The following is a 23596-nucleotide window of genomic DNA, read 5'->3' as shown; positions in this document are numbered from 1 at the left end:
GGCAGTTCCCCTATATTCTTAATCAAACAATGGCTGTTTCAGTAAGTCGCGGAAAGTAAAAAGTGAGCGAAAGCAAGTCACCTCAGGAAGAGGCCAGGAAATTGGCGGAAGTGCTGAATTCCGTGACATCGGCTATGGCCGATGGCCGGAAAGGGGCGAAAGAGTCTGAAAAATCAACGGATTCCGCTGTAAAAGGCCAGCCGGCGGGCGTCGGGGACAGACCCCATGGCCGCCCGAAAACTGAGGGCGACGGTCTGCTCAACACCCCGCCTGCTGCCAATGATGCCAATGCCGGAAAAGGGCCAAGGGACCTGCTTGCCGTGCCAAAACCGGCAGGCGTGACGGATGAAAACAAGGCTGATACCGGGATCGGACAGACGGAAACGAAGCGGGTTCCGCAAGATCCGGAAGACCAGAAATCCGATGAGACGGGTAAAACCGACCGGGAAAAAGGCCCCAGTTGGCAGGTAAAGCCGCAGCCTGGGCTTAATGATGATCCACTTTTGGGTTGTTTGACGATCCTTTGTTCGCTGCTTGACCGGCCGATCTCATCCGATGCGCTCACCTCCGGTTTGCCGATGGATGAAGGCCACCTGACACCGGATCTGTTTGTCCGGGCCGCGGAGCGTGCGGGCATTTCCGCAAAGTTGCAACGCCGGGAGCTTACCAACATCACCCGATTGGCCCTGCCTTGTGTGATTCTGCTGTCCGGTCAGAGGGCGGCGGTGCTGACCCAGATTTCCGCCGGCCAGAAAGCCACGATCATTCTGCCGGAAATGGGATCAGGCAGCCAGGTGGTCGCCTTTGACGAACTGCAGCGGGAATATATCGGCTATTCGCTTTTTGCACGGCCGGAATTCATTTATGACACCCGGGCGGAAGATACAAAAATCGCCGATCCCAAAGGGTGGTTTTGGGGAACGGTTTTTGCCTCCTGGCCGCTTTATATCGAAGTGATTGTGGCGGCTCTGGTGATCAACTCCTTTGCCATCGCCAGCCCGCTCTTTGTGATGAATGTCTATGACCGGGTGGTGCCCAATTTCGCGGAAGAAACCCTTTGGGTGCTGGCCGCCGGGGTCGGCATTGTCTTTACGTTTGATTTTGTTCTGAAACTGCTGCGCGGCTATCTGGTGGATGTGGCGGGCAAGACGGCGGATACGCGGATCGCGGCACGATTGTTCCAGCAGATGCTGGGCATGAAAATGGCCCATCGCCCGCAATCGGCGGGGGCCCTGGCCAACTCCATGCGGGAATTTGAAAGCCTCCGGGATTTCTTCACTTCCAGCACCCTGACCGCCCTGATCGATCTTCCCTTCATCTTTCTGTTCCTGGCGATCGTATATGTCATCGGCAACGGGTATATCGTTGCCGTGCCGGCGGCGGTGGTCTTCATGGTGGTTGTGGTCGGCCTGATCATGCAGGTGCCGATGCAGCGTGTGGTCAAGGAAACCCAGCGGGAAAGCCAGCAGAAACACGCGATCTTGGTAGAGGCCATCACCGGTATTGAAACCATCAAATTGACCGCGGCGGAAAGTAAGATGCAGCGCGCCTGGGAGGTTTTTGTCAACAAGACCGCGAAATCCTCCATGCTGTCGACCAGATGGGCGCAGGCGGCGATGAATTTCTCCGGTGCCGCCATGCAGTTCGTGACCGTTGGTGTTGTTGTGATCGGGGTTTATCAGATCCAGGAAGGCGAGATGACCGTGGGCGCGCTGGTGGCCTGTACCATCCTGTCGGGCCGCGCGCTGGCGCCACTTGGCCAGGTAGCGGCGATCGCGACCCGGTTCCATCAGGCGAAGCAGGCTTTGTCCGGCCTGAATGACATGATGCAGATTCCGGTCGAGCGGCCCCAGGGGCGCAATTTCGTGACCCGGCCGAATTTTGCCGGCCATATTGAATTCAAGAATGTCTCCTTCGGCTATCCCGATGCCCAGACCCAGGCATTGACCGATGTCAGCTTCAATATCGAGGCGGGTGAAAAAATCGGGATTATCGGCCGGATCGGATCGGGGAAAAGCACGGTTGAACGTCTGATCATGGGACTGCATGACCCGACTGAGGGATCGGTCATGATTGACGGCACCGATACCCGACAGGTGGATCCGGCGGATCTGCGCCGCAATATCGGCACCGTGCCACAGGATTCTTATCTCTTCTTCGGGTCAGTGAAGGAAAATATCGCGCTGGGCATGCCCTATGCCGATGATGCGGCAATTTTACGGGCGTCCCGCATTGCCGGTGTGGATGAATTTGCTTCCAAGCATCCCATGGGCTTGGATATGCCCGTGGGCGAACGCGGGGCCAATCTGTCGGGCGGTCAGCGCCAGGCGGTGGCCGTGGCACGCGCCCTGCTGGCCGATCCGCCAATCCTGTTGTTTGATGAGCCGACCAGCTCCATGGACAACACGTCCGAAAGCCGTTTCAAGGCCCGGCTGGGCACGATCCTGACTGGCAAGACCCTGATCATGGTGACCCATCGCGGTTCCCTGCTCAGCCTGGTGGACCGCTTGATCGTCATGGATGGTGGCCGGGTGGTGGCGGACGGGCCGAAGGACGCGGTGATGGAAGCATTGGCCAGCGGCCGAATCCAGACAGCCAAAGTGTGATAGAATATAGCTCCATTATGGATGGGGCGATGAAGGAAGATATCCGATGACGGATGATAGAAGCTGGGAAAGGGATATAGCCGATAGTGAGATGGGGCCGATTGTCGGGCGCGGCACTAGCCGCGTTGCGCATCTGTTGCTGTTTTTCATCGTCGCCTTTTTCGCGATTTTTGTCATCTGGGCGTATAATGCTGAGCTGGATGAGGTGACGCGGGGCGAAGGGAAAATCATCCCCTCAGGCCAGACCAAGGTGGTTCAGCATCTGGAAGGCGGCATCATCAGCGATCTCCTGATCCAGGAAGGCCAGGAAGTGCAGGCGGGAGAAGTCCTGTTGCGCATTGAAAACCGGTCCGCCGAAGCCGAGTTGGAAGAAAAACGCAAGCAATCCATGAACCTCCAGGGGCAGATTGCCCGTCTCAAAGCCGAGATCAGCGGCGCGATGGAGATCGATTTCCCGGATATCGTTGTGGATACCGCGCCGGATATCGCCCGCCAGGAACAGTCCCTGTTTGAGGCCAGGCGCTCGCAACTGGCCCAACAGGTGAAAATCCTGGCCAATCAGCATCAACAGAAGCTGCAGGAATTGAACGAGCTGAATGCCCGGATTACGCAATTGCGCAAATCCCGCCAGATTGCCCAGAAGGAATATGACCTGCTGAAACCGCTGGTGGATGAGGGGATCTCCCCGATCCTGGATCTTTATCGGGTGGAGCAGAAGCTGCAGGATCTGAATTCCGAGATTTCCAGTGTGCAGCTGGCTATACCCAGAACCCGGACCCAGGTGGCCGAAGCCAAGGGCCGCGTGGACGAGAAACGCCAGGCCTTCCGGACCGAGGCTCAGCAATTGTTGAACCAGGTGCAGGTGGAAGCCTCCGCGCTGGAAGAAGCGATCACCGCCGGTGTGGATCGCGCGGTCCGGACCGATGTGCGTTCTCCAGTGCGTGGCACCGTCAAACAGGTGTTGAAAAACACCATCGGCGGCGTGGTCCGGCCTGGTGATGATCTGGTTGAGATCGTACCGCTGGAAGACAAGCTTTTGGTTGAAGCCCGAATCCGACCCGCCGACCGGGCCCAGCTTTGGCCTGGTCTGCCGGCGGTGGTCAAGGTCAGCGCCTATGATTTTTCAATTTATGGCGGTCTGGACGCGACCCTGGTGGATATCAGTCCCGATACCATCACAGATGAACAGGGTGAGACCTTTTACCGAATTCGGCTCCGCACGGCGGATACCAAACTGGGCGCGGACAAGCCGATCCGGACCGGGATGACCGCCACGGTCGACATCCTGACCGGGCAAAAAACCGTCCTTGATTACCTCATGAAGCCCATCCTGAAAGCAAAAGACAACGCTTTGCGCGAACGCTAAAGCGGCAACAGGCAGGGGAAATCTATGCAGCCGAAATTAATGGCCTTTTCAGGCCTGCCGGGCACCGGAAAAACCACCTTGGCCCGGGCACTGGCCAAACGGCTTGGCGCGCTCTATCTGCGTATCGATACGATTGAGGAAGCAATCAAACATTCCGAGCTGAAAGTAACTGGTGCGGAAGATGCCGGTTATCTGGCCGCCTGTGACCTGGCGGTTGATAATCTCAGGATCGGCCTGGATGTTGTCACCGATTGCGTGAATCCGATCGCGCTCAGCCGCGCCATGTTTCAGGCCGCGGCCGGGAAGGCCGAGGCGGCTTTGGTCAATATCGAGGTGATCTGTTCGGATGAAATGGAACACCGCCGTCGGGTTGAACATCGTCACAGAACCGACAAAAGTGAATATCAACCGGATTGGGAGGCGGTTATCCGTCGGGAATATGAACCCTGGCAGGAGGATGTTATCCGCGTGGATACCGCTCAGGAAGACAGCCAGGGACAGTTGGACAAATTATTGACCCGGTTGGAGGCGTTGAAATGACAAGAACTGGGGCAGGGTTCGGTGCCGGATTTTTGCTGGTTTTGACATTTTGGTTTAGCCAACCGGCGCTCTCTTCTGATCTATGCTGGCCGGAGGCGTTCACCATGCGCGCTTTGGAAGATTGCGGCCTGGCTGAGAGTGCTTCTGCGGATGAGTATCTTGAGGCGGTATTGAGGAGGATTAAGGCGATCCATGCGGATGATCCGGTTTTCCTCGAGGCACTTGCGGTTAATCAGAAGGCTTGGGAAAGCTATCGGGACAGCCAGTTGCACCTTCGGTTCCCGGCGGCGGACCCTAGGGTGGAATACGGATCGATCTACGGCATGTGCGTCACTGGAATCCGGCAGCAGATGACGGAAAAGCGGATTGATGAATTGGGCCTGTGGCTTAATGGTGTGCAGGAGGGCAACGTCTGTGGCGGATCAGTGATCGGCGGCGAAAACGTCAGGCATTGATTTTCTGCACTGATCCTTTCTATCACCTTTCCAGGCGAACGCGCTCCAGCCAGTCCGCCACCAGGATATCAAACAGGCGATCCTGCTCGATCTGCAGGTGGTGGCCGGCCCGGTCCAGGCTGGCGATAGTGGCGCGCGGGTAGCTTTCCGCCAGGTTGAATTGGTCGAGGGAGCCGACAATGTTATCCTGCCGCCCGGTCAGGACCAAAGATGGCTTATCAAAGGGTTTGGACAGGGGAAAAACCGGAAAGGAAAACCGGTATCCCAAAGCCTGGAGCCGGTCGCAATAATCCCCTTTTGCACAATCAAGCCCGGCTTGGATCTCCCGTTGGGTCCGTTCCCAAACGGCTTGCGTCTGGATCACGGTATTGGTTTCAAATTCCGCGCGCTGGTCCGCGGGGATGGCATCCAAGAAGGCATCGTCTCGGACCAGGCAGGTTTCCGGCGGCAGGCTTCGTTCCTCATGCGGGGCGAAGATAACAGGGCAGAGCAGGGCCACACCCGTGATGCGTTCCGGCTGTTCCCGCACCAAACCCTGGGCCAGGTAGCCGCCGTAGGAATAGCCAAAAAGCGTGTAGGTCTCGTCGCCCAGAATCTGGCCAATGAAGGCCGAGACACTGGCCAGCATCTGATCCGAGTTTTCAATGGATTTGGAGGCGGGGCTGCGGCCCATGCCGGGCAGATCCAGATAAATCCGTTTCCAACCGCCTTGCGCCTCCAGGATCGGCTCCAGGGGATGGGTCAGGGCCCGCCGGTCCAGGCAAAATCCATGGATCAGAACAATCGGCCGGCCTTCTCCGCGGATTTCATAATGGATTTCGGCATTATTGATGGTGCATTTCATGGGGCAGGTCTGACAATTCGGCAGAAATGAGGATAGGTGCACAGGCTATTTCGGAAACCGGTTCCATGCAACCGCCCTATGAGCACTGGTCAAGTAGGGGCCGTGTTCAGAAAAATGGGCAAAACAACCGCCAGCCATTGTCGCAAGAATGCGTGCCCATCACTTAAAACGCCAATCCCGACGGGTCATGTGGACATCTCGTAATTGTTCCGGCGAGGCACTGCTATTCCGCGCTAGCAGATCGGCAAGACAGGAAACCCCCCGCAATTGTTCCCAGCCATAATCGGAAAAAGTCTCGCTGTTAAACACATGCTCCGATAAGAGCGGGTTTGTTAATGCCTGGGAGAAGGCATCAATGGCCACCATGGTCAGGATGGTTTGCGGCAGGGGTGAATTTTCAATCCGGTCTTCCGCAAACAGGCCGATGTAATAATCCATATCCTCGATCCGCCCGTCATAGAGTGTGTCCAGTAATTGCACAACCGCCGGGTCGCTGGACAATTCCGCGAAACTGGCCGGAGGCGTGCGCTGGATATAGCCTTGATAATTGACGAAGGACTGTAACTGGCAGGCCCGGCCCTGTTCTATGGAGGGAACCTCGATCCGTTCGACCAGGCTTTTATTGGTGTTAAACGGCCCCAAAGCACCGGCCTTTTGCGCGCTCATATCCAAAAAACCCTGAAGCATGCCGCCATTGATCAAGGGCAGGTTGTTCATGAATGTCAGTTCGACGGGATAGTCGGAGCCGCCCCAGGTGACGGTGTCGGGGATCAGCGAATGCCAGCGGTAAAGCAGGCTGAATTCAGTGGTGATCCAGTTCGGTTTGTTCCAGGGTGCCTGCCAGGCGATGGAAGGATCAGCCATCAGGGGAAGACGCAGCGGCGCGATATGGTTGATATATTCCTCAACGACAATTTTGATGAATTCTACAATCACCACATTGCGTGCGGTCTCAAAGACCCGGTCATCATCCCATTCTGGATTTCTGGTCACGAATTCCCCGGCCAAGCGGTTATGTTCCCGCAATAACAAGGTGTTCAGCATTGATGCCTGGGGCACTGAATTCACCCGGTCCCCGCCAAAGGCGAAAAGGTGGTCGCGCCGCAGAATTGCGTGATTTTTGATCTTTGGATCGCTGCTGTTGCATTGTTTCAGAATATCGTCCAGGCCCAAAGGTTCATCCAGGGTGGTAAATTGAGGGTCAGGTTTGCCGTTTAGAAAAAGATAGGGGGCGAATTCCTCGTCCCCGATCATTTGCGATTTCAGTTTCCCGAAATCCTGGCGCTGCGGATTATTCACCCGCAAGACCTGGGTCTGTTCGACAGTGCGGCCGTATAGCGGGCAGAGATCGATCTGATGATTGGATGTATTCTTCTTGAAAAAATCAGGGTCGGATTGGTCGGAGACGGTCCGGATGAAACCGTCGGTCAGATATTGCGCAAAAGTCGGGAATAACAGCGTTGATTTTGGGCAATGGGCCTGAGGTCTCGTTCCCCGGCTAAACAGAGCGGCCAGATCTTTTGGCGCTGGCTTGCCGCTGTGGGGGGCATCGGTTGGCGGCATGTGCCGCGCACTCCAATTCCGGTCCGTCAACCCGCGCCAGGATACATAATCATGGACCGTGCTCCAGGGGTGCGGCCTTGTGCGCACAATGCTTACCAAACCATCAATGATCAGCCGGTTCACCAGTTTATGCAGCCAGGGAAGCGCGATGATCAGCCGGGTAATAATCTCGATATTGACCAACCGGCGGCCAGACTTTCCCAAAAATTGGCCAAGCCGACCGCTGCCGGGTTCCATGTCGCAATAGAAGGGCAGAAAGATTGCCGAAAAAACGATATGGGGCAGGACATGATGAGACCAGATATCCTCCAGGATATAAATGAACCAGATCCCGACCAGGAAATTGAGGGCAGTGAAGATCCAAAAGCCGATGCGTTTGCGCCGGTACATGAGATAAATGCCGTAGACACCGCCCAGAAAGATCGGCCCCAACAGGATACGTTCCCAATTTCCCGGATATTGCGTCAGATTAATCAGGCCGCGATAGAGCATCATGGTGCCGACGATCACACAGATCAGGTTGAGAAGCCGTCTCTTGGAAGTCGCACTTATCGTTTTCATATAAATGCTCCCATGGATTTCTTCTATAAATTGTATATAGTGTTTGGTGATCAAACTCAATTAATAAGGAGTGCGGTGGCCGTGAAGCGTGAAAAAGGCACAATGGGCTGGCTGGCGCTGCTCTATGTATTGATCCTGCTGGGGGCGGTTCTGACCCTGGAGTTTAAACGACTGACCATCAAACCGTGGCCGCCGGCCCATTTCGATGATGTGACCGACCATTTCAAGTACGGTTCCATCGGTGCGGAGGTGGATGGTTATCCCTATCTCATCTGGCGGGAACTGCCGGAGATTTTTAAGGACCAATTGCCAGGCGGTTATGCGGATTTCGGCTTTCTCCAGGAAGAGGGGCAGGAGCTGCCAATTGGTGTCAGTGTGCGCCGATATGGTGTCCAGCGCGTCGGTTTCAATTGCGCGACCTGCCATACGGATCAGGTGATGGTGGCGGGCGAGCCGCGCCTGATCATGGGTGCGCCTGCCAACGGCCTCGACCTGCAGGCCTATATCCGGTTCCTGGTGGCGGCCAGCCGCGATCCCAGGTTGACCCCGGACGCGGTTTTTGAAAGTGCTGAGAAAAATGGCCGCCCTTTCAGTTGGTTCAACAAATTGGCGTTCCGCTATGTGGTTTTTAACCGGCTGGAAGAAGAAGTCGGCGGATTGGTCGCCAGCCTGGCCTGGATGGACAAGCGTCCGGATCACGGTCCGGGCCGCACGGATGCCGGCAATTTCTGGCGTGCCCGCTGGGGGCTGGCTCCGGAACAGGATGGTTTGGTTGGGGCCGTGGATTTCCCTTCGGTCTGGAACCAGGGCATCCGCGAAGATGGCTGGTTCCATTGGGACGGCAATAACGCCTCGCTCACGGAACGCAATATTTCGGCGGCCCTGGCCGGGGGGGCATCGGAATGGCTGTTTGAACATTCAAGCGTGGAACGGGTTGCGGATTGGCTTCGGGATCTGCCACCGCCGCCTTTCCCGGGCGAGATCGACCAGGGGCTGGCCGCACGGGGCGAGCAGATTTACCGCAAGGCCGGATGCGGTGTCTGCCATGATACGGGGGCGGTGAAACTGGGACAGGTCACCCATCAGGATTTGCTGGCGACCGACACCGCACGGGCGGATCTTTTCTCGCCGAAGATGGTGGAATATTTCAGCAATGTTGGCCGGGGCTATTCCTATCAATTCTCCAATTACCGGGCGACCGAAGGATATGTGAACGCGCCACTGGACGGCATCTGGGCGCGAGGGCCCTATCTGCATAACGGCTCCGTGCCGAATTTGGCGGATCTCTTGAAGAAGCCATCTAACCGTTCAGCGCGCTTCTACCGGGGATGTGCCGAATTTGACCTGGACCGGGTCGGACCCGATTGCCAAACCGGTTTCCTGTTCGATGTGACCTTACCCGGCAACAATAATGGAGGCCATGTTTATGGCACGGATTTGCCTTCGGATGAAAAACGGGCGCTGCTTGAATATCTGAAGGGTCTTTAAGTGAGCGAGGCCACAGATATCGGCGGTGGATTTGAGGAAATCCCGCCGAATGAAGAAAGCATCATTTCGGCTATTGTGGATGATAATTTCAAAACCCTGGCCAAACGGGAGGGCGTCACTCAACGGGGGCAGCATGGCAAACATCACGGCTGTCTTTCGGCCTGCTTTATCATCCGGGACGATCTGCCCGATCATCTGAAACATGGCATTTTTGCCAGACCGGATCGGTTCAAGGCCTGGGTCCGGTTGTCAAACGGGACCTGGTATGATGACCGCAAGGCTGATGCGCATGGCATGTCGATCAAACTGGAGGGCGTGACGGGGGAACATCTTGGCTTTGGAGCCCCGAACGAGCAGGATTTCCTGTTGGTGGATCATCCCGTTTTCTTCACGCGAAGCCTGGAGGAATACAGGATCTTCAACCGGTATTTCACCAGGATTCTGGCATTTTTGAAAAAATGGAAGGATCCGATCCGGTTTTTGCCCCGGTTATTCTGGATGGTGCAGGGATGGTTGATGCTGAGGCTGTGTCATGGCGGGATGCTGCGCCGTTCACAGGCTTTTGCCAGTGCCTCTCCGGTGTCTTTGCTGACCAGCTGTTATTGGAGCACCACGCCATATGCGCATGGGGATGACCTTGCGGTAAAATACATGGTTCGGCCAATTGAACTGGATCGGGCTGGGCCATTGCCCGCAAGAGGCAACGGCGCGGCAGTTATTTCCAGGAATGGGTTTAGCGAAGATCTGGCAAAGCGTTTGGCCGATAAGGGATGGCAATTCGAGTTTGGCATTCATCTGCATCGTGATCCCGAATCTCATCCGATTGAAGATGCCACAGTGCATTGGGATCCGGAGGGGACCGCCTTCATTCCTTTGGCGAGGATCGTGATTGACGCTCACGATCAAACGGCGGTGGCACAAAGTATGTCCAGGGCCGAACAGCTGGCTTTCTCTCCTTGGAACGGACTTGTCGCCCACCGGCCGTTGGGGCATGTGAACCGCGCCCGGCGCGATGTTTATCTGGAAATGGCGAGAAGAAGACTTGAGGCGAACCGCCCATAGCGGCTATCAGGGAGATTGCGCCGCCATTCACGGGGAGTGGCTGCTGCAGGCTTGAACAAAGGATCGCCCTCTCATGAAAAACTGGCATGACGCATTCATTGATGCCGATTTGGCTTTGGACGGTATCGATGGCGGCGCTCTCTCGGGGCGCAGTTTTGCGGTGAAGGATCTCTTCCATGTGAAAGGCCAAGTCACGGGCTTTGGCCACCCGCTGTGGCGGGAACGCCATCAGGCGGAAGCCGCCCATGCGCCGGTGGTGCAGAAGCTTTTGGCGGCAGGGGCGTCTGTGCGCGGCAAAACCCACACTGATGAATTTGCCTTTTCCCTGAATGGGGAAAATGCCCATTACGGCACGCCGGAAAATCCCAATGCGCCGGGACGCATCCCCGGCGGATCCAGCAGTGGATCCGCTGCCGCGGTTGCCGGCGAGTGTGTCGATTTTGCGCTTGGCACTGATACCGGCGGCTCTGTGCGCGTGCCGGCCAGCTATTGCGGGATCTTTGGCCTGCGTCCGACCCATGACCGGATCGCCCTGGAAGGGGTTTTACCGCTGGCCCCTAGCTTTGATACCATTGGCTGGTTTGCTCGTGATCCATCTTTAATGCAGCAGGTCGGGCAGTTTTTGTTCGATGATTGGAACGACCGGGCGCCGGGCATTGTCAAGCTCTGGCTGCCGGAGGATGTCTGGTCGCTCGCGGATGCGGAAACCAGGGAAGCGCTTGCCCCGGCGGTCATGCGCTTGGCGGCGATGACCGGTGGCGCGGATGAAACGGACCTGGCCCGATCCGGCAGCTTGGAAGACTGGTTCATGCCCTTCCGGATCTGCCAGGGCTATGAGATCTGGCATTGCCACGGGGATTGGATCACTAACAATAAGCCGAAATTCGGGCCGGGTGTTTCTGACCGGTTCAACTGGGTGGCAACCATCACGCGTGAAGAACGCGACAAGGCAATGGAGATCCGGGCCAGGATAACCGCCGAATTGGCGGCGCGTCTGCCGGAAGGGGTGGTGATGGCTATCCCGACTGCGCCGGGTATTGCACCCCTGCGCGGTCAGTCCGCAGAGCAGTTAGAGAATTTCCGTTATCGCGCGCTGCAGCTGACCGGCATTTCCGTCCTGACCGGCGTGCCACAGATGAACCTGCCGCTGGGGCGGGTGGCGGGATGCCCGGTTGGGCTGTCGATCATCGCGGCGCGTGGTTGTGATGAAACCCTGTTGGACATCGCCAGTGAAATCTCGGGAATGGCCAGCAGCGGCCTGGCGCCGCTGCTGGAGGCTTGATCAGATTTCGTATGAAATCAGGGAATGGAACGGTGCATTCAGGCCGTCCCGGCCACCAAGGCCCAAAAGCTCGATGATGCAGGCGGCGCCGGCCACATCCGCGCCGACCTTCTGCGATAATTCGATGGCGGCGCGCAACGTGCCGCCAGTTGCCAGCAGGTCGTCCAGGATCACGACCTTCTGCCCGGGTTTCACCGCATCCGCCTGGATCTGGACAATATCTGACCCGTATTCCAGGTCATATTCGTGGGAAATGCATTCGCCGGGAAGCTTGCCCTTCTTGCGCACCATGGTAAAGCCTACGCCCAGCTCCAGGGCCAGAGGGGCGGCGGGCAGGAAGCCTCGGGATTCAATGCCGATCAGCAGATCCGGCTTCATCGGTGCGATGATCGTTTTCAATTGATTGACACATTCCCGCCAAGCTGCCGGATGGGCCAGAAGTGTGGAGATGTCGTAGAACAGAATGCCCGGTTTGGGGAAATCGGGCACGGTTCGGATATGGTCTTTAAGATCCATCGGGACTTAACATCCTGTTTAAATTGAGATACTGCTGTTCTGTACCAAGACAGAATAAGCACAAATTTAATGATTGGGTCCTAACCTAATCACAAATGCAGCATTTCGCAATCTGGAGACCAGGCACAAAAAGGGGAGGCTGGGTGGAACGAAGCGGCGGATGGCTGGATATCGTTGAGGAGGGCGCACGGCTTCAGGTGTCGGCGAATGGTCGCTGGACGATTGGTCATGGCCGTTTTCTTGAGGAAGAAATCTGCCGCCTGAGGGACTTCAAAGGCCGCCAGGTGATCATCAACCTTGGCCAGGTTAACCAATTGGATTCAACTGGGGCCATGCTGCTGCATCAGGCCGGCCACATGCTCAAAGGGCACGGATGCGAGATCGGTTTTCATGGCATTTCTGACCGCTATGTACCCTTGATGGCGCAAGTTGGCGATGCGGGCAGCCCCGGCCGGCATCTGGATGTGCATAGCAAACATACAGGTTTGGGCGATCTGGTCAGCAATGTCGGTCGCAGAAGCATTGAGGCTTTGCGGGAAGGGCGGGACCTCTTAAATTTCCTGGGGTTGGTGACTATCGTATTCTGGCGCGCGGTCCGCCAGCCCAGACGATTCAGGCCCAAAGCCCTGATCACCCAGATAGAACAGACCGGCCTGGACGCCATGTTGATCGTCGGGCTGCTGCAATTCCTGATCGGCGTGGTGTTGGCCTATCTGATGGCAGATCAGTTTCGCAAATTCGGCGCGGAAGTGTTTACGGTTAATCTGATCGGCCTGACGATTTTGCAGGAAGCGGGTGTGTTGATCACCGCGATCCTGTTGGCCGGGCGCTCCGGATCCGCCTTTACCGCGCAGATTGGCACCATGCGCGTGAATGAGGAGATTGACGCCTTGCAGACCCTGGGCATGGATCCGATTGAGGTCCTCGTGCTGCCCCGAGTTCTGGCAATGATGATCACACTACCGCTGCTCACCTTTTTTGCCGATTTATGCGGCCTTCTGGGCGGTGCGCTGGCGACCGTGACGGCACTGGATATTAGCTTCCCGCAATATCTGCGACAATTGCAGGAGGCGGTTCATGTGCGGGATTTCCTGATCGGTATGGTCAAGGCGCCGGTCCATGCGATGATCATTGCCCTTGTCGGCTGTTATGAAGGTTTGAAGGTGGAGCGCAGTGCGGAAAGTGTCGGTCGGATGACAACATTGTCGGTGGTGGAATCCATTGTGCTGGTAATCCTGGCGACGGCGGTTTTCGCCATTTTGATGTCGGTTCTGGGGATACGCTGATGGATGGGGTGATTGAAATATCGGGTCTTGAGAACCGGTTTGGCGCGCATCAGGTCCATAAAGGTGTCGATCTGATCGTTCGACGCGGCGAGATCATGGGGCTGGTCGGCGGATCGGGGGCCGGGAAATCGGTTTTGTTACGCAGTGTGATCGGCCTGCAAAAGCCAAGTGCCGGCCATATACGCCTGCTGGATCATGATATCGAGGCGGCTGATCCCGCTGCAGTCGAGGCGGTGCGCAGCCGGATCGGGGTTTTGTTCCAGGATGGTGCTTTGTTTTCATCCCTGACGGTGGCGGAGAATATTCAGGTGCCGCTGCGGGAAAATCTCTCCCTGCCCGAAGGACTTCTGGACCGGATTGCCGCGATGAAGATTGCCATGGTGGGGTTGGCACCTGAAGCCGGGGCCAAGTTGCCCGCCCAGTTATCGGGGGGCATGCGCAAACGGGCGGGCCTCGCCCGTGCGTTGGCAATGGATCCTGAAATCCTGTTCTTAGATGAGCCGACCGCCGGTCTGGATCCGATCGGGGCGGCGGCCTTTGACCAGTTGATCCTGGACTTGCGGGCCAGCCTGGGTCTGACAGTGTTCATGGTGACCCATGATCTCGACAGCCTTGCCGCGATCTGTGACCGTATTGCGGTGCTGGTGGATGGCAAGGTCCGGGTCTCGACCCTGGCGGATCATATGAAGGATGATCATCCCTGGATCCAGGCCTATTTCCACGGTCCCCGCGCCCGGGCGGTTTCCGCTTCCGGGGCTGGCCACATGACGGGAGCGCGCTGACGATGGAAACGAAAGCAAGTTATATTCTGGTGGGCTCGTTCGTTCTGGGGTGTCTGGTGACCTTAGTCGCGGCGATCATCTGGCTTTCAGGTTCGGAGCTGGATCAGAAGTCAGCCTTTTACGATATTCTCTTCGAAGGGTCGGTCACCGGATTGAAGGAAGGCAATCCGGTGCGCTATCGCGGGGTGCCGGTCGGAGTTGTCCATGATATTGGCATCAATAAGGATAATGTGGAGCAGGTGCGGGTCACGATCGAGATCCAATCGGACACCCCGATCAAGGAGGATGCCAGCGCCAGTATGGAATTTCAGGGGCTGACCGGGGTCGGGTATGTCCAGATTTCTGGCGGGACCCACGATGCGCCCGATCTGAAAGCCGGAAAGGGTGAAAAGTACCCGGTGATCCAGGCGACCTCTTCCCAATTGCAGGAGGTTTTTGACCAGGCGCCGGAACTGATCAATCGATTCATTGCCCTGGTGGACCGGGCCAATCTGCTGCTTAACCCCGCCAATCAGGAAAATATCGCGAAAACCCTGGAAAATGTCAGTGCCTTTTCCGGCGCGCTGGCGGAAGGATCGGGGGAGATGAAGCAATTGCTGGCCGACGCCCGGAAATTGACTGCGGAAATGAATGAAACCTTGTTGCGGGTCCGGCCGATTTTGGAAAATGCCGATAGCACCATGCGCGATATTTCGACCCTGACCGCGGAATTGCGGCCGGAGGTTGGGCCGACTGCCAGGAAGGCGCGTGTCACCATGGATGAAATGGTGGAGGTGGCCCGGCAAATGCGCCAGGTGGCCGAGAATATGGATGCAGCGGCGAAATCCATTACCTATGCCGCGACGGAGGCGGGCGATATTCTGTCCGACAATCGCGAGCAAGTGGACCATTTCACCAATGCTGGGCTTTATGAATTCACCCAATTGATGGCGGAAACGCGCTTATTGGTTTCCAACCTGACTCATCTTTCTGCCGAGATCGAACGGGATCCGGCCCGTTTTTTCTTTGGCGACAACCAGCAGGGATATGATCTGGAATGAGGAACATTCTGAATAAGATGGCGGTCCTGGGATTGTTGGCCGCGTTCACGGCCTGTTCGGTCGAATTGCCGGGCGGCGGCGATCCGGGACGGATTTTTGTCCTGAGCCCGAAAAGCACCTTTGAAGAAGGCCTGCCAACCGTGGATTGGCAGCTGTTGGTAGATGTGCCGATCACGGCAAATGGTATCGGCAATTCCAGGATCGCGCTGCGCCAGACGGCGATGGAGTTGAAATATTATAGTCATGCCAACTGGACCGATTCGGCACCGAAGATGATTCAGGCGCTGCTGATCGAATCGTTTGAAAACTCCGGCAAGATCGTCTCGGTTGGTCGGCAGACGATTGGTCTTCGTGCTGATTTCATCATGCAGTCGGATTTACGGGAATTTCAGGCGGAATATTTGGATGGAGATGGTGCCGGGCCGACGGTGCGGGTCCGGATGAATGCCAAACTGATCAAGATGCCGGAACGGGTGATCGTCGCTTCCAAAACCGTGGAAAAGACGGTAAAGGCAGAAGATAAGAATTTGGACATGGTGATTGTTGCTTATGACGAAGCACTTGGCAAAGTCATGAAGCGGATTGTTGGCTGGGCGTTAAAGTCCGGGGAAGAAGTCTGGCGCGACAAGGGCCGGGTAGGGAGTTGATAACGTGAGGCGACCGTTACCGCCCCTGAATGCCTTGAGATCCTTTGAAGCGGCGGCGCGCCACGCCAGTTTCACCCGTGCAGCGGAAGAATTGCATGTTACCCACGGTGCGATCAGCCGCCAGGTGAAAAGCCTGGAAGACTGGTATCGCCAGCCGCTCTTTTCAAGGGTCAAGGGGCGTATCAAGCTGAATGCCGCAGGCCAGCGCTTGTTCCAGACGGTCGAAAAAATCCTGGGCGAGCTGGAGGAAACGTCACGCCATCTGCTGCAACAGGGAACGGGTGAAGGCCTGTCGATCAATGTCACCTCCGCCTTTGCCGCGCTCTGGCTCATGCCCCGGCTGTCGGAGTTTCAGGCGGAACATCCTGACCTGACGCTGAGCCTGAGCCCGTCTCGGAAATTCAATCCGCAGGGATTTGCCGAAGGATTATTTGACTTGGCAATCCGCTGGGACGCGCCACCGATGGCGGGACTGGGGGCCGATCCACTGATTGAAGTGGATACTTTTGCCGCCTGTGCGCCGGGATTATTGGCCGGAAAGGGCATTGAAGACCCGTCAGGCCTTCAGGCGCAGATGCTTATTCACGATGATGATGGCGAAGCCTGGCGTGCCCTGTTCCGTGCGGCAGGCCTGACGGCACCTGATTTTTCCAGAGGGCGTTTTTATTCCGACTCCCAACTGGCTCTACAGGCAGCTGTGGACGGGCAAGGTGTGATCGCCGCAGGCAGCGTGCTTGCGGCCCGCGCCCTGATTGACGGACGGTTATCGGTCCCTTTTGGGCCGGTGATCAAAGCGCGCCATGTCTATTGCCTCTATTACCCTCTGCATCATGAAAAGACCGAAAAGGTAGCCGCTTTCCGGCGCTGGCTGTCTGGCACCGTAGCGCGTTACCAATTGGAACGACAAACGGTCGAAAATCTGCTTCAGACCGAATAGTGCTGTGAGAAAAAATCACAGAGATAGCGAAAATAATTCGATTGCCCGCCTATTGAACTTCACCCTAGGCTCTTGGAAACGTCTGCGGGAAGGTCCGCAGGATTTTAAGCATGGGATTACGCCTGAGACAGGCGCGTGAGTGTAGTAGAGGTTCAATGACACATGTCTTCCATCGGCAGCTAAAGGCTGCCATGCCCGTCGCTGCCAAAGGGGACGGCCCGTATATCGTGGATACGGAGGGAAAAAAATACATTGATGCGTCTGGCGGGGCCGCCGTGTCCTGTCTTGGTCATTCGCATCCGCGCGTTATTCAGGCCATCAAGGACCAGGTGGATCAGATCGCCTTTGCCCATACCGGTTTCTTCACCAGTGAACCGGCAGAACAACTGGCGGATCACCTGGTCTCCCGTGCGCCCGGCCAGATCAATCATGTCTATTTTGTCTCCGGCGGCTCCGAAGCGGTGGAAGCATCCCTCAAACTCGCGCGGCAATATTTCCTGGAAAAAGGCGAAGGCCAGCGCAGTCTGTTCATCGCCCGGCGGCAGAGTTACCACGGCAATACGCTGGGGGCGCTCTCCGTTGGCGGCAATGAATGGCGGCGTACGCCGTTTGCGCCGATGCTGATTGACGCGGAACATGTCAGTCCCTGTTATGGTTATCGTGACCGTCAGCCAGACGAGAGTGACGAGGCCTATGGCTTGCGCGTTGCTGATGAATTGGAAAGCCGGCTGAAAGAAGTCGGTCCGGAAAAGGTGATCGCCTTTGTGGCGGAACCGGTGGTGGGCGCGACAGCCGGAGCGCTGGCCCCCGTGCCCGGCTATTTCAAACGCATTCGCGAGATCTGCGATAAAAACGGCATCCTGTTGATCCTGGATGAGGTGATGTGCGGTATGGGCCGCACCGGAACGCTTTTTGCCTGTGAACAGGATGGGGTAGCGCCGGACCTGCTGGCCACCGCAAAAGGGCTTGGGGCCGGCTATATGCCGATCGGCGCGATGATGTGCACTTCAGAAATTTATGACACCATCCGCAATGGCAGCGGGTTCTTCCAGCATGGCCATACCTATATGGGGCACCCGACCGCCTGTGCGGCGGCATTGGCGGTTCAGCGGGCCATTGAGGAAGATGACCTTTTGGCCAATGTGCGGACCATGGGTGACAAACTGGATGCGGCCCTACATGACAGACTGGGCAATCATGCCAATATTGGTGATATCCGCGGACGCGGTCTGTTCCGGGGCATTGAACTGGTGGCAGACCGGGTGAGCAAGGAACCGCTGGACCCGGGGCTCAAGATTGACGGCCTGATCAAGCGGGAAGCCATGGAACGCGGCCTGATCTGTTATCCGGGCGGTGGGACCATTGATGGCAAACAGGGCAATCATGTGCTGTTGGCACCACCATTTATTATCAATGAAACCCACGTGGCAGAGATTACGGAAAAGCTGGGCGATTCCATAGAGGCGGCGCTTCGTGCCGCCGGGGTGGCGTGATGCCCGATCCGTTGATCATCACGGTCGCGCCCAATGGCGCGCGCAAACTGAAAACGGATCATGCGGCCCTGCCGATCAGTCCCGATGAACTGGCGCAAACCGCGGCGGATTGCCTTGAGGCAGGGGCTGCGATGATTCATCTGCATGTCCGGGATGAAGAGGGGCGGCACAGCCTGGATGTGGAGGCCTATCGCGCGGCGATTCGTGCTGTCCGCAATCGGGTGGGCAAGGATCTGATCATCCAGGCGACCACGGAATCGGTGGGGATCTATAACGCCGATCAGCAGATGGTGATGGTAAGGGAACTGGCACCGGAAGCGGTCTCGCTGGCGATCCGGGAGATCTGTCCCGGCCCGGCGATGGAGGAAAAAGCCGCTGCCTTTTTCACCCATTTGCGGGATGCGGGAATATTCCCGCAATATATTCTTTATTCTAAGGAGGATATCCGTTATTTCCGGGACCTCCTAACGTCCGGGGTTATTCCTGACCCCGGTCCTCATGTGCTTTTTGTGCTGGGCCGGTATTCGCCCGGCATGACCTCTGATCCATCGGATCTGTTGCCGTTTCTTGCGGCCGCGGATGGAATGGATTGTGACTGGTCGGTTTGTGCATTCGGTGCCCTGGAAGGGGCTTGCGCACTGACCGCGGCCGGTCTTGGCGGGCATTGCCGGGTCGGGTTCGAGAATAATCTGTTGCTGGCGGACGGCACGATTGCGCCGGATAATGCGGCTTTGGTGGCCCAGGTGGGCGGTCAGGCAGGGTTTATGGGACGTTCTGTCGCATCGGCGGCGGAAGCCCGGAAGCTCCTGGGCATGGGATAGGGTTTTGAAAGGGAGTATGTGTGCAAGGTTGACGCTGACAAGGGCATAAGGCCATAATTTCCCTCAGTGTTTTGGCGCGGGCCTTTTGGGGGCCGTTATTCCGGCGGGTTTTTGGGCCGGAAAGATCGGGGGATCACAAAGCCGGTTTGATCCGGCGGCCCTTCTGATAGCTGAATTTTGTACGCGTTTCTCTTTTATCAAGTTACCGGTTTCCAATTAAGGGAGCCGGTGGGGTGGATGGCCTGGTCCTGTATGGATCATCCGCCGGAAAAAGATCGGGTTTCCGCATAAATCGCAGGAACCTGTTCAATAACCACAGGGAACAGACAAGCGTTAAGGAGTTTGGGAATGCTTATCAGGAAACTTTCAGTGGCTGCAGCCGCTTTGGCAGGGTTGACCATGGTCGCTGCCACCGCGCAGGCCGAAAAGTTCATCACCATCGGCACCGGCGGTCAGACCGGCGTTTATTATCAGGTTGGCGGCGCGATCTGCCGTCTGGTCAATCGTGGCACCAGCGATCACGACATCAAATGCACCCACACCACCGGTGGTTCCGTTGCTAACATCAACGGGATCCGCAAGGGCGACCTGGATATGGGGGTTGCCCAGTCCGATTGGCAGTATCATGCCTATAACGGCACCGCACCTGACAAATTCCCGGAAGGCGCTTTTGAAGAGTTGCGGGCGGTATTCTCCGTGCATCCGGAGCCGTTCACCGTTCTGGCGCGCAAAGATGCCGGCATCAAGACCTTTGACGATCTGAAAGGCAAGCGCGTGAACGTTGGCAACCCGGGTTCCGGCCAGCGCGGCACCATGGAAGTCGTCATGGAGAAAATGGGCTGGACCATGGATGATTTTGCGCTCGCTTCCGAGCTGAAATCCTCCGAACAGGCGGCTGCCCTTTGCGATAACAAAGTGGATGCCATCGTCTTCACCGCAGGCCATCCGAACGGTTCCATCAAGGAAGCCACGACCTCTTGTGACAGCAACTTGGTAACTGTCGATAACGATGCGGTTCGCGGCCTTGTTGAAGGCGCTGATTATTATGCCTTCGCGACTGTTCCGGGCGGCATGTATAACGGCAACGATGAAGACGTCACCACCTTTGGTGTTGGTGCAACCTTCGTTGCTTCCACCAACACCGATGACGAAACCGTTTACCAGATCGTGAAAGCTGTTTTCGATAATCTGGACCGTTTCAAAAAGATGCATCCGGCTTTTGGTCACCTGAAAGCAGAGAACATGATCAAAAACAACCTGTCCGCTCCGCTGCATCCGGGTGCGGTCAAATATTATAAAGAACAGGGCTGGATGTAATCCGGATCTGATCTTGCGGGCGGGGGTGACCCCGCCCGTTTTGCATTATAGAATATAATGAAGCGGCCATGATCGCCGCATTTCCGGTTCCAAGGGAATGATAGGGGAGGCCGGAAATAATTGAAAATAATCAATAAATGGGGGTAGTCGCGATGAGCGAGCAAAACAATCCCAGCACCCAGCTTTCCAATGACGAATTGGAGGATCTGGTTGCCTCAACCGATACCGGGGGACGTCAGCCCACCAACCAAGCGGTGGTCAAGCTGATGGCGGGTGTCGCTCTGTTCTGGTCTTTGTTGCAAATCTGGTATTCCGCGCCATTCTCCTATGCGCTGGGGGTTGGCGTTTTCAATAGTGGCGAGATGCGTTCGATCCATCTTGCCATTGCTATTGGTTTGGCATTCATGGCCTATCCGGCGTTCAAAATGTCGCCGCGCCGTCGTATTCCGCTGGCCGATTGGGTGTTGGCGATCATGGGCGCGCTTTGTGCGTTTTATTTGTTCCTTTTTAATACTGAATTTGTTGGTTCCATCGTCGGAACCCGCCTGTCGGACCGACCGAATGCGGCCAACACCATGGATGTGATTGTCGCCTGCGTCGGCATTTTGCTGCTGTTGGAGGCGACAAGGCGTGCGCTTGGCCCACCGTTGATGGTGGTGGCGATGATTTTCCTGGCCTATACTTTCCTGGGGCCGCATGCGCCGGGCATTCTGGCCTGGAAAGGGGCCAGCTTTGATTCCGTTGCCTATCACCAATGGATCTCGACCGAAGGGGTTTTCGGGATTGCGCTGGGCGTTTCCACGGATCTGGTTTTCCTGTTCGTGCTGTTTGGTGCGCTCCTTGATAAGGCCGGGGCCGGGAACTATTTCATTAAAGTTGCTTTCTCCCTGATGGGGCATTTGCGTGGCGGCCCGGCCAAGGCGGCTGTGGTGGCGTCCGGTATGACCGGTCTGATTTCTGGGTCCTCCATTGCCAATGTTGTGACCACGGGTACCTTTACCATTCCGATGATGAAACGGGTGGGATTCTCACGCGAGAAATCCGGGGCGGTGGAAGTGGCTTCTTCCGTTAACGGCCAGATCATGCCGCCGGTCATGGGGGCTGCGGCTTTCCTGATGGTGGAATATGTCAATATCCCCTATTTCGACGTGGTCAAGCATGCCTTCATTCCGGCGGTGATTTCCTATATCGCGCTGGTCTATATCGTGCATCTGGAAGCCATGAAAAAGGGCATGGAGGGCCTGCCGCGTGCGGGCGAGCCGAAGCCCGCGAAATGGGCCGCGATTTCTTTCCTGATGTCGGCGACGGGTATTCTGGCCCTGGCTGGTGGCGTTTACTGGATCATGGAAGCCTGGCTGGCGCTGGAAAGCAACATTGCCCGTCTGTTGGCGGTTGTTGGGATTGTGGCGGTTCAGTTGATCTTGAAAACGGTTTATTTCAACAAGGCCGGTGAAGATGTGAAGATGAAGGTGATTTCCACCTTTGCCCTGGTTCTGGGTAATGCGGTTGTCATCTCCTTCGGGATCGCTTTCCTGCTGGATCTGATCCGAACCCATCTGGGCGGAACGGCCACCCCCTATGTGGTCGGTATGCTCTTGATTGCCACTTATGTCTGGCTGGCCTCAAGATGTGCGAAAGAGCCTGATCTGGAAGTGGATGATCCGAATAGTCCGATTATTTCATTGCCGGAACCGGGGCCAACCATTCGGTCTGGTCTGCATTTCCTGCTGCCGGTTGGTGTTTTGATCTGGTGCCTGATGGTAGAGCGTCTCTCGCCGAGCCTGTCCGCATTTTGGGCGGTGGCGCTGATGATCTTTATCCTGCTGACCCAGAAGCATCTTTTTGCCATGTTCCGGGGCGAGAGCACGGTTGGCAAGCTGGAGGAGAGTTTCCGGGATCTGATTGACGGCATGATTTCGGGCGCACGCAACATGATCGGTATCGGTATCGCAACCGCTGCGGCCGGCATTATCGTTGGTGCTGTCTCCCAGACCGGTGTCGGCAGTGTGTTTGTCGATATTGTGGAGATCATCTCCATGGGGCAGATCATGTTGATCCTGATCTTCACCGCGATCCTGAGCCTGATCTTGGGCATGGGCCTGCCGACGACGGCGAACTATATCGTTGTCTCGTCTTTGCTGGCGCCGGTGATTGTGGAGCTGGGGCTGGAAAACGGGCTGATTGTGCCGCTGATCGCGGTGCATCTCTTCGTTTTCTATTTCGGCATTATGGCGGATGTGACCCCGCCGGTGGGGCTGGCCAGTTTTGCCGCCGCTGCCGTTTCCGGGGGCGACCCGATCCGGACCGGGTTTGTGGCCTTCTTCTACAGCCTTCGCACGGCCCTGCTGCCATTCCTGTTCATCTTCAACACCGATCTGCTCTTGATTGATGTGACGCCGATGGAAGGGGTGATTGTCTTCATTGTGGCGACAGCGGCTATGTTGCTCTTTACTGCAGGCAGCCAGGGCTATTTCTTTGCTCGTTCCAAATTGTGGGAGAGCCTGGCCCTCATTCTGATCGCCTTCACCCTGTTCCGTCCGGGTTTCTGGATGGATATCGCCGTTCCGCCCTATGAAGAGCAGGCACCTGCCCAGGTCTTCCAAGCGGCGGAGAACCTGCCCGAAGGGGCGGAGATGCGTCTGATTGTCGAAGGGTTGGATGACGTGGGGGACGTCCGCGTCTTCACCGCGATCGTTAATCTGGGGCCCGCCGGTTCCGGCCAGGACCGCCTGTTTGATTTTGGCCTGGAACTGCTGGAAAACGGGGATGAGGTGATTGTGGATAACGCCACCTATGACAGCCCGGCCCAGAATGCGGGGTTTGATTTTGATCAGAAAATCCTGACGGTTCTGGTGCCGGCGGCGCAGCCGGCCAAGGAATTGTTTTACATTCCGGCGTTGCTGTTGCTGGGCCTGATCATTTTGTTGCAGCGGCGGCGCATGCAGGCGCAAGGCCTGAATGCGGCGACAGCCTGAGGGAAGGAGAGAGAA

At 56.8% G+C, this 23596-nt stretch carries 19 protein-coding genes; 16 read left to right on the top strand and 3 right to left on the bottom strand.

What is annotated here, in order from left to right:
- Positions 1-62 precede the first annotated feature (62 nt).
- Genes DFP90_RS15285 through DFP90_RS15270 form a run of 4 tightly spaced genes read left to right on the top strand, consistent with a single transcriptional unit; the run spans position 63 to position 4967 of the window.
- On the top strand, positions 63-2606 hold the full coding sequence (locus tag DFP90_RS15285; RefSeq protein WP_218044691.1) for a type I secretion system permease/ATPase: 2544 nt from the start codon (positions 63-65) through the stop codon (positions 2604-2606).
- A gap of 46 nt (positions 2607-2652) precedes the next feature.
- Positions 2653-3972 (top strand): HlyD family type I secretion periplasmic adaptor subunit, encoded by a 1320-nt coding sequence (locus tag DFP90_RS15280; RefSeq protein ID WP_115937374.1) that lies wholly within the window; start codon positions 2653-2655, stop codon positions 3970-3972.
- 24 nt (positions 3973-3996) lie between these two features.
- A complete protein-coding gene (locus tag DFP90_RS15275; RefSeq protein ID WP_115937373.1) occupies positions 3997-4512 on the top strand; it encodes a P-loop nucleotide/nucleoside kinase family protein in 516 nt (171 codons plus the stop codon).
- The gene (locus DFP90_RS15270) at positions 4509-4967 is read left to right on the top strand and encodes a lysozyme inhibitor LprI family protein (protein WP_115937372.1); all 459 of its coding nucleotides are present in this window, start codon (positions 4509-4511) and stop codon (positions 4965-4967) included. Before DFP90_RS15275 ends, DFP90_RS15270 begins: the two co-directional genes overlap by 4 nt.
- 22 nt (positions 4968-4989) lie before the next feature.
- Here the strand turns inward: DFP90_RS15270 and DFP90_RS15265 are convergent, their stop codons facing one another.
- Both DFP90_RS15265 and DFP90_RS15260 read right to left on the bottom strand, forming a co-directional pair.
- Positions 4990-5811: an alpha/beta fold hydrolase gene (locus tag DFP90_RS15265; RefSeq protein ID WP_115937371.1), complete on the bottom strand. Its 822-nt coding sequence runs from the start codon at positions 5809-5811 to the stop codon at positions 4990-4992.
- A gap of 159 nt (positions 5812-5970) precedes the next feature.
- Positions 5971-7935 carry a peroxidase family protein gene (locus tag DFP90_RS15260; protein ID WP_218044690.1) on the bottom strand — a complete coding sequence of 655 codons (1965 nt, stop codon included), beginning with the start codon at positions 7933-7935 and terminating at the stop codon, positions 5971-5973.
- An 81-nt stretch (positions 7936-8016) separates the two neighbouring features.
- Here DFP90_RS15260 and DFP90_RS15255 point away from each other — a divergent pair, with 81 nt between their 5' ends.
- The 3 genes from DFP90_RS15255 to DFP90_RS15245 all read left to right on the top strand — a co-directional run bounded on the left by DFP90_RS15255 (position 8017) and on the right by DFP90_RS15245 (position 11767).
- Positions 8017-9423, top strand: coding sequence for a c-type cytochrome (locus DFP90_RS15255; RefSeq protein ID WP_147301027.1), 1407 nt, complete (start codon positions 8017-8019; stop codon positions 9421-9423).
- Positions 9424-10485, top strand: coding sequence for a catalase family protein (locus DFP90_RS15250; protein ID WP_115937369.1), 1062 nt, complete (start codon positions 9424-9426; stop codon positions 10483-10485). It begins immediately after the preceding gene.
- Between the two features lie 73 nt (positions 10486-10558).
- Positions 10559-11767 (top strand): amidase, encoded by a 1209-nt coding sequence (locus DFP90_RS15245; RefSeq protein ID WP_115937368.1) that lies wholly within the window; start codon positions 10559-10561, stop codon positions 11765-11767.
- Here DFP90_RS15245 and DFP90_RS15240 read toward each other — a convergent pair whose 3' ends face one another.
- A complete protein-coding gene (locus DFP90_RS15240; RefSeq protein ID WP_115937367.1) occupies positions 11768-12283 on the bottom strand; it encodes an adenine phosphoribosyltransferase in 516 nt (171 codons plus the stop codon). It abuts the gene before it with no gap.
- Positions 12284-12426: 143 nt separating this feature from the next.
- Here DFP90_RS15240 and DFP90_RS15235 point away from each other — a divergent pair, with 143 nt between their 5' ends.
- The 9 genes from DFP90_RS15235 to DFP90_RS15195 all read left to right on the top strand — a co-directional run bounded on the left by DFP90_RS15235 (position 12427) and on the right by DFP90_RS15195 (position 23581).
- Positions 12427-13569 carry an ABC transporter permease gene (locus DFP90_RS15235; RefSeq protein ID WP_245957088.1) on the top strand — a complete coding sequence of 381 codons (1143 nt, stop codon included), beginning with the start codon at positions 12427-12429 and terminating at the stop codon, positions 13567-13569.
- Entirely contained in the window at positions 13569-14351 is a 783-nt protein-coding gene (locus tag DFP90_RS15230) for an ABC transporter ATP-binding protein (protein ID WP_115937365.1), read from the top strand. Before DFP90_RS15235 ends, DFP90_RS15230 begins: the two co-directional genes overlap by 1 nt.
- A 2-nt stretch (positions 14352-14353) precedes the next feature.
- The gene (locus DFP90_RS15225) at positions 14354-15391 is read left to right on the top strand and encodes an MlaD family protein (protein ID WP_115937364.1); all 1038 of its coding nucleotides are present in this window, start codon (positions 14354-14356) and stop codon (positions 15389-15391) included.
- Positions 15388-16038: an ABC-type transport auxiliary lipoprotein family protein gene (locus DFP90_RS15220; RefSeq protein ID WP_115937363.1), complete on the top strand. Its 651-nt coding sequence runs from the start codon at positions 15388-15390 to the stop codon at positions 16036-16038. The genes DFP90_RS15225 and DFP90_RS15220 overlap by 4 nt, the downstream gene beginning before the upstream one ends.
- Before the next feature lie 4 nt (positions 16039-16042).
- A complete protein-coding gene (locus DFP90_RS15215) occupies positions 16043-16975 on the top strand; it encodes a LysR substrate-binding domain-containing protein (RefSeq protein ID WP_115937362.1) in 933 nt (310 codons plus the stop codon).
- Positions 16976-17130: 155 nt separating this feature from the next.
- Positions 17131-18468: an aspartate aminotransferase family protein gene (locus DFP90_RS15210; RefSeq protein ID WP_115937361.1), complete on the top strand. Its 1338-nt coding sequence runs from the start codon at positions 17131-17133 to the stop codon at positions 18466-18468.
- Positions 18468-19289 (top strand): beta-keto acid cleavage family enzyme, encoded by an 822-nt coding sequence (locus tag DFP90_RS15205; RefSeq protein WP_115937360.1) that lies wholly within the window; start codon positions 18468-18470, stop codon positions 19287-19289. Before DFP90_RS15210 ends, DFP90_RS15205 begins: the two co-directional genes overlap by 1 nt.
- Before the next feature lie 348 nt (positions 19290-19637).
- Positions 19638-20606: a TAXI family TRAP transporter solute-binding subunit gene (locus DFP90_RS15200; protein ID WP_115937359.1), complete on the top strand. Its 969-nt coding sequence runs from the start codon at positions 19638-19640 to the stop codon at positions 20604-20606.
- A gap of 152 nt (positions 20607-20758) precedes the next feature.
- A complete protein-coding gene (locus DFP90_RS15195; RefSeq protein ID WP_218044689.1) occupies positions 20759-23581 on the top strand; it encodes a TRAP transporter permease in 2823 nt (940 codons plus the stop codon).
- Positions 23582-23596: the final 15 nt, after the last annotated feature.

The sequence above is a fragment of the Aestuariispira insulae genome (genome assembly GCF_003385955.1).
Taxonomy (GTDB): Bacteria; Pseudomonadota; Alphaproteobacteria; order UBA8366; family Aestuariispiraceae; genus Aestuariispira; species Aestuariispira insulae.
Note: the sequence above shows the minus strand (reverse complement) of the source record. Positions and strands in the feature narration are given on the sequence as shown.

Bases quoted from the DNA above. Each gene is read 5' to 3' on its own strand.
- DFP90_RS15280 (WP_115937374.1), top strand. From the start codon at position 2,653: ATGACGGATGATAGAAGCTGGGAAAGGGATATAGCCGATAGTGAGATG.
- DFP90_RS15275 (WP_115937373.1), top strand. From the start codon at position 3,997: ATGCAGCCGAAATTAATGGCCTTTTCAGGCCTGCCGGGCACCGGAAAA.
- DFP90_RS15270 (WP_115937372.1), top strand. From the start codon at position 4,509: ATGACAAGAACTGGGGCAGGGTTCGGTGCCGGATTTTTGCTGGTTTTG.
- DFP90_RS15265 (WP_115937371.1), bottom strand. From the start codon at position 5,811: ATGAAATGCACCATCAATAATGCCGAAATCCATTATGAAATCCGCGGA.
- DFP90_RS15260 (WP_218044690.1), bottom strand. From the start codon at position 7,935: ATGAAAACGATAAGTGCGACTTCCAAGAGACGGCTTCTCAACCTGATC.
- DFP90_RS15245 (WP_115937368.1), top strand. From the start codon at position 10,559: ATGAAAAACTGGCATGACGCATTCATTGATGCCGATTTGGCTTTGGAC.
- DFP90_RS15240 (WP_115937367.1), bottom strand. From the start codon at position 12,283: ATGGATCTTAAAGACCATATCCGAACCGTGCCCGATTTCCCCAAACCG.
- DFP90_RS15230 (WP_115937365.1), top strand. From the start codon at position 13,569: ATGGATGGGGTGATTGAAATATCGGGTCTTGAGAACCGGTTTGGCGCG.
- DFP90_RS15225 (WP_115937364.1), top strand. From the start codon at position 14,354: ATGGAAACGAAAGCAAGTTATATTCTGGTGGGCTCGTTCGTTCTGGGG.
- DFP90_RS15220 (WP_115937363.1), top strand. From the start codon at position 15,388: ATGAGGAACATTCTGAATAAGATGGCGGTCCTGGGATTGTTGGCCGCG.
- DFP90_RS15210 (WP_115937361.1), top strand. From the start codon at position 17,131: ATGACACATGTCTTCCATCGGCAGCTAAAGGCTGCCATGCCCGTCGCT.
- DFP90_RS15205 (WP_115937360.1), top strand. From the start codon at position 18,468: ATGCCCGATCCGTTGATCATCACGGTCGCGCCCAATGGCGCGCGCAAA.
- DFP90_RS15200 (WP_115937359.1), top strand. From the start codon at position 19,638: ATGCTTATCAGGAAACTTTCAGTGGCTGCAGCCGCTTTGGCAGGGTTG.
- DFP90_RS15195 (WP_218044689.1), top strand. From the start codon at position 20,759: ATGAGCGAGCAAAACAATCCCAGCACCCAGCTTTCCAATGACGAATTG.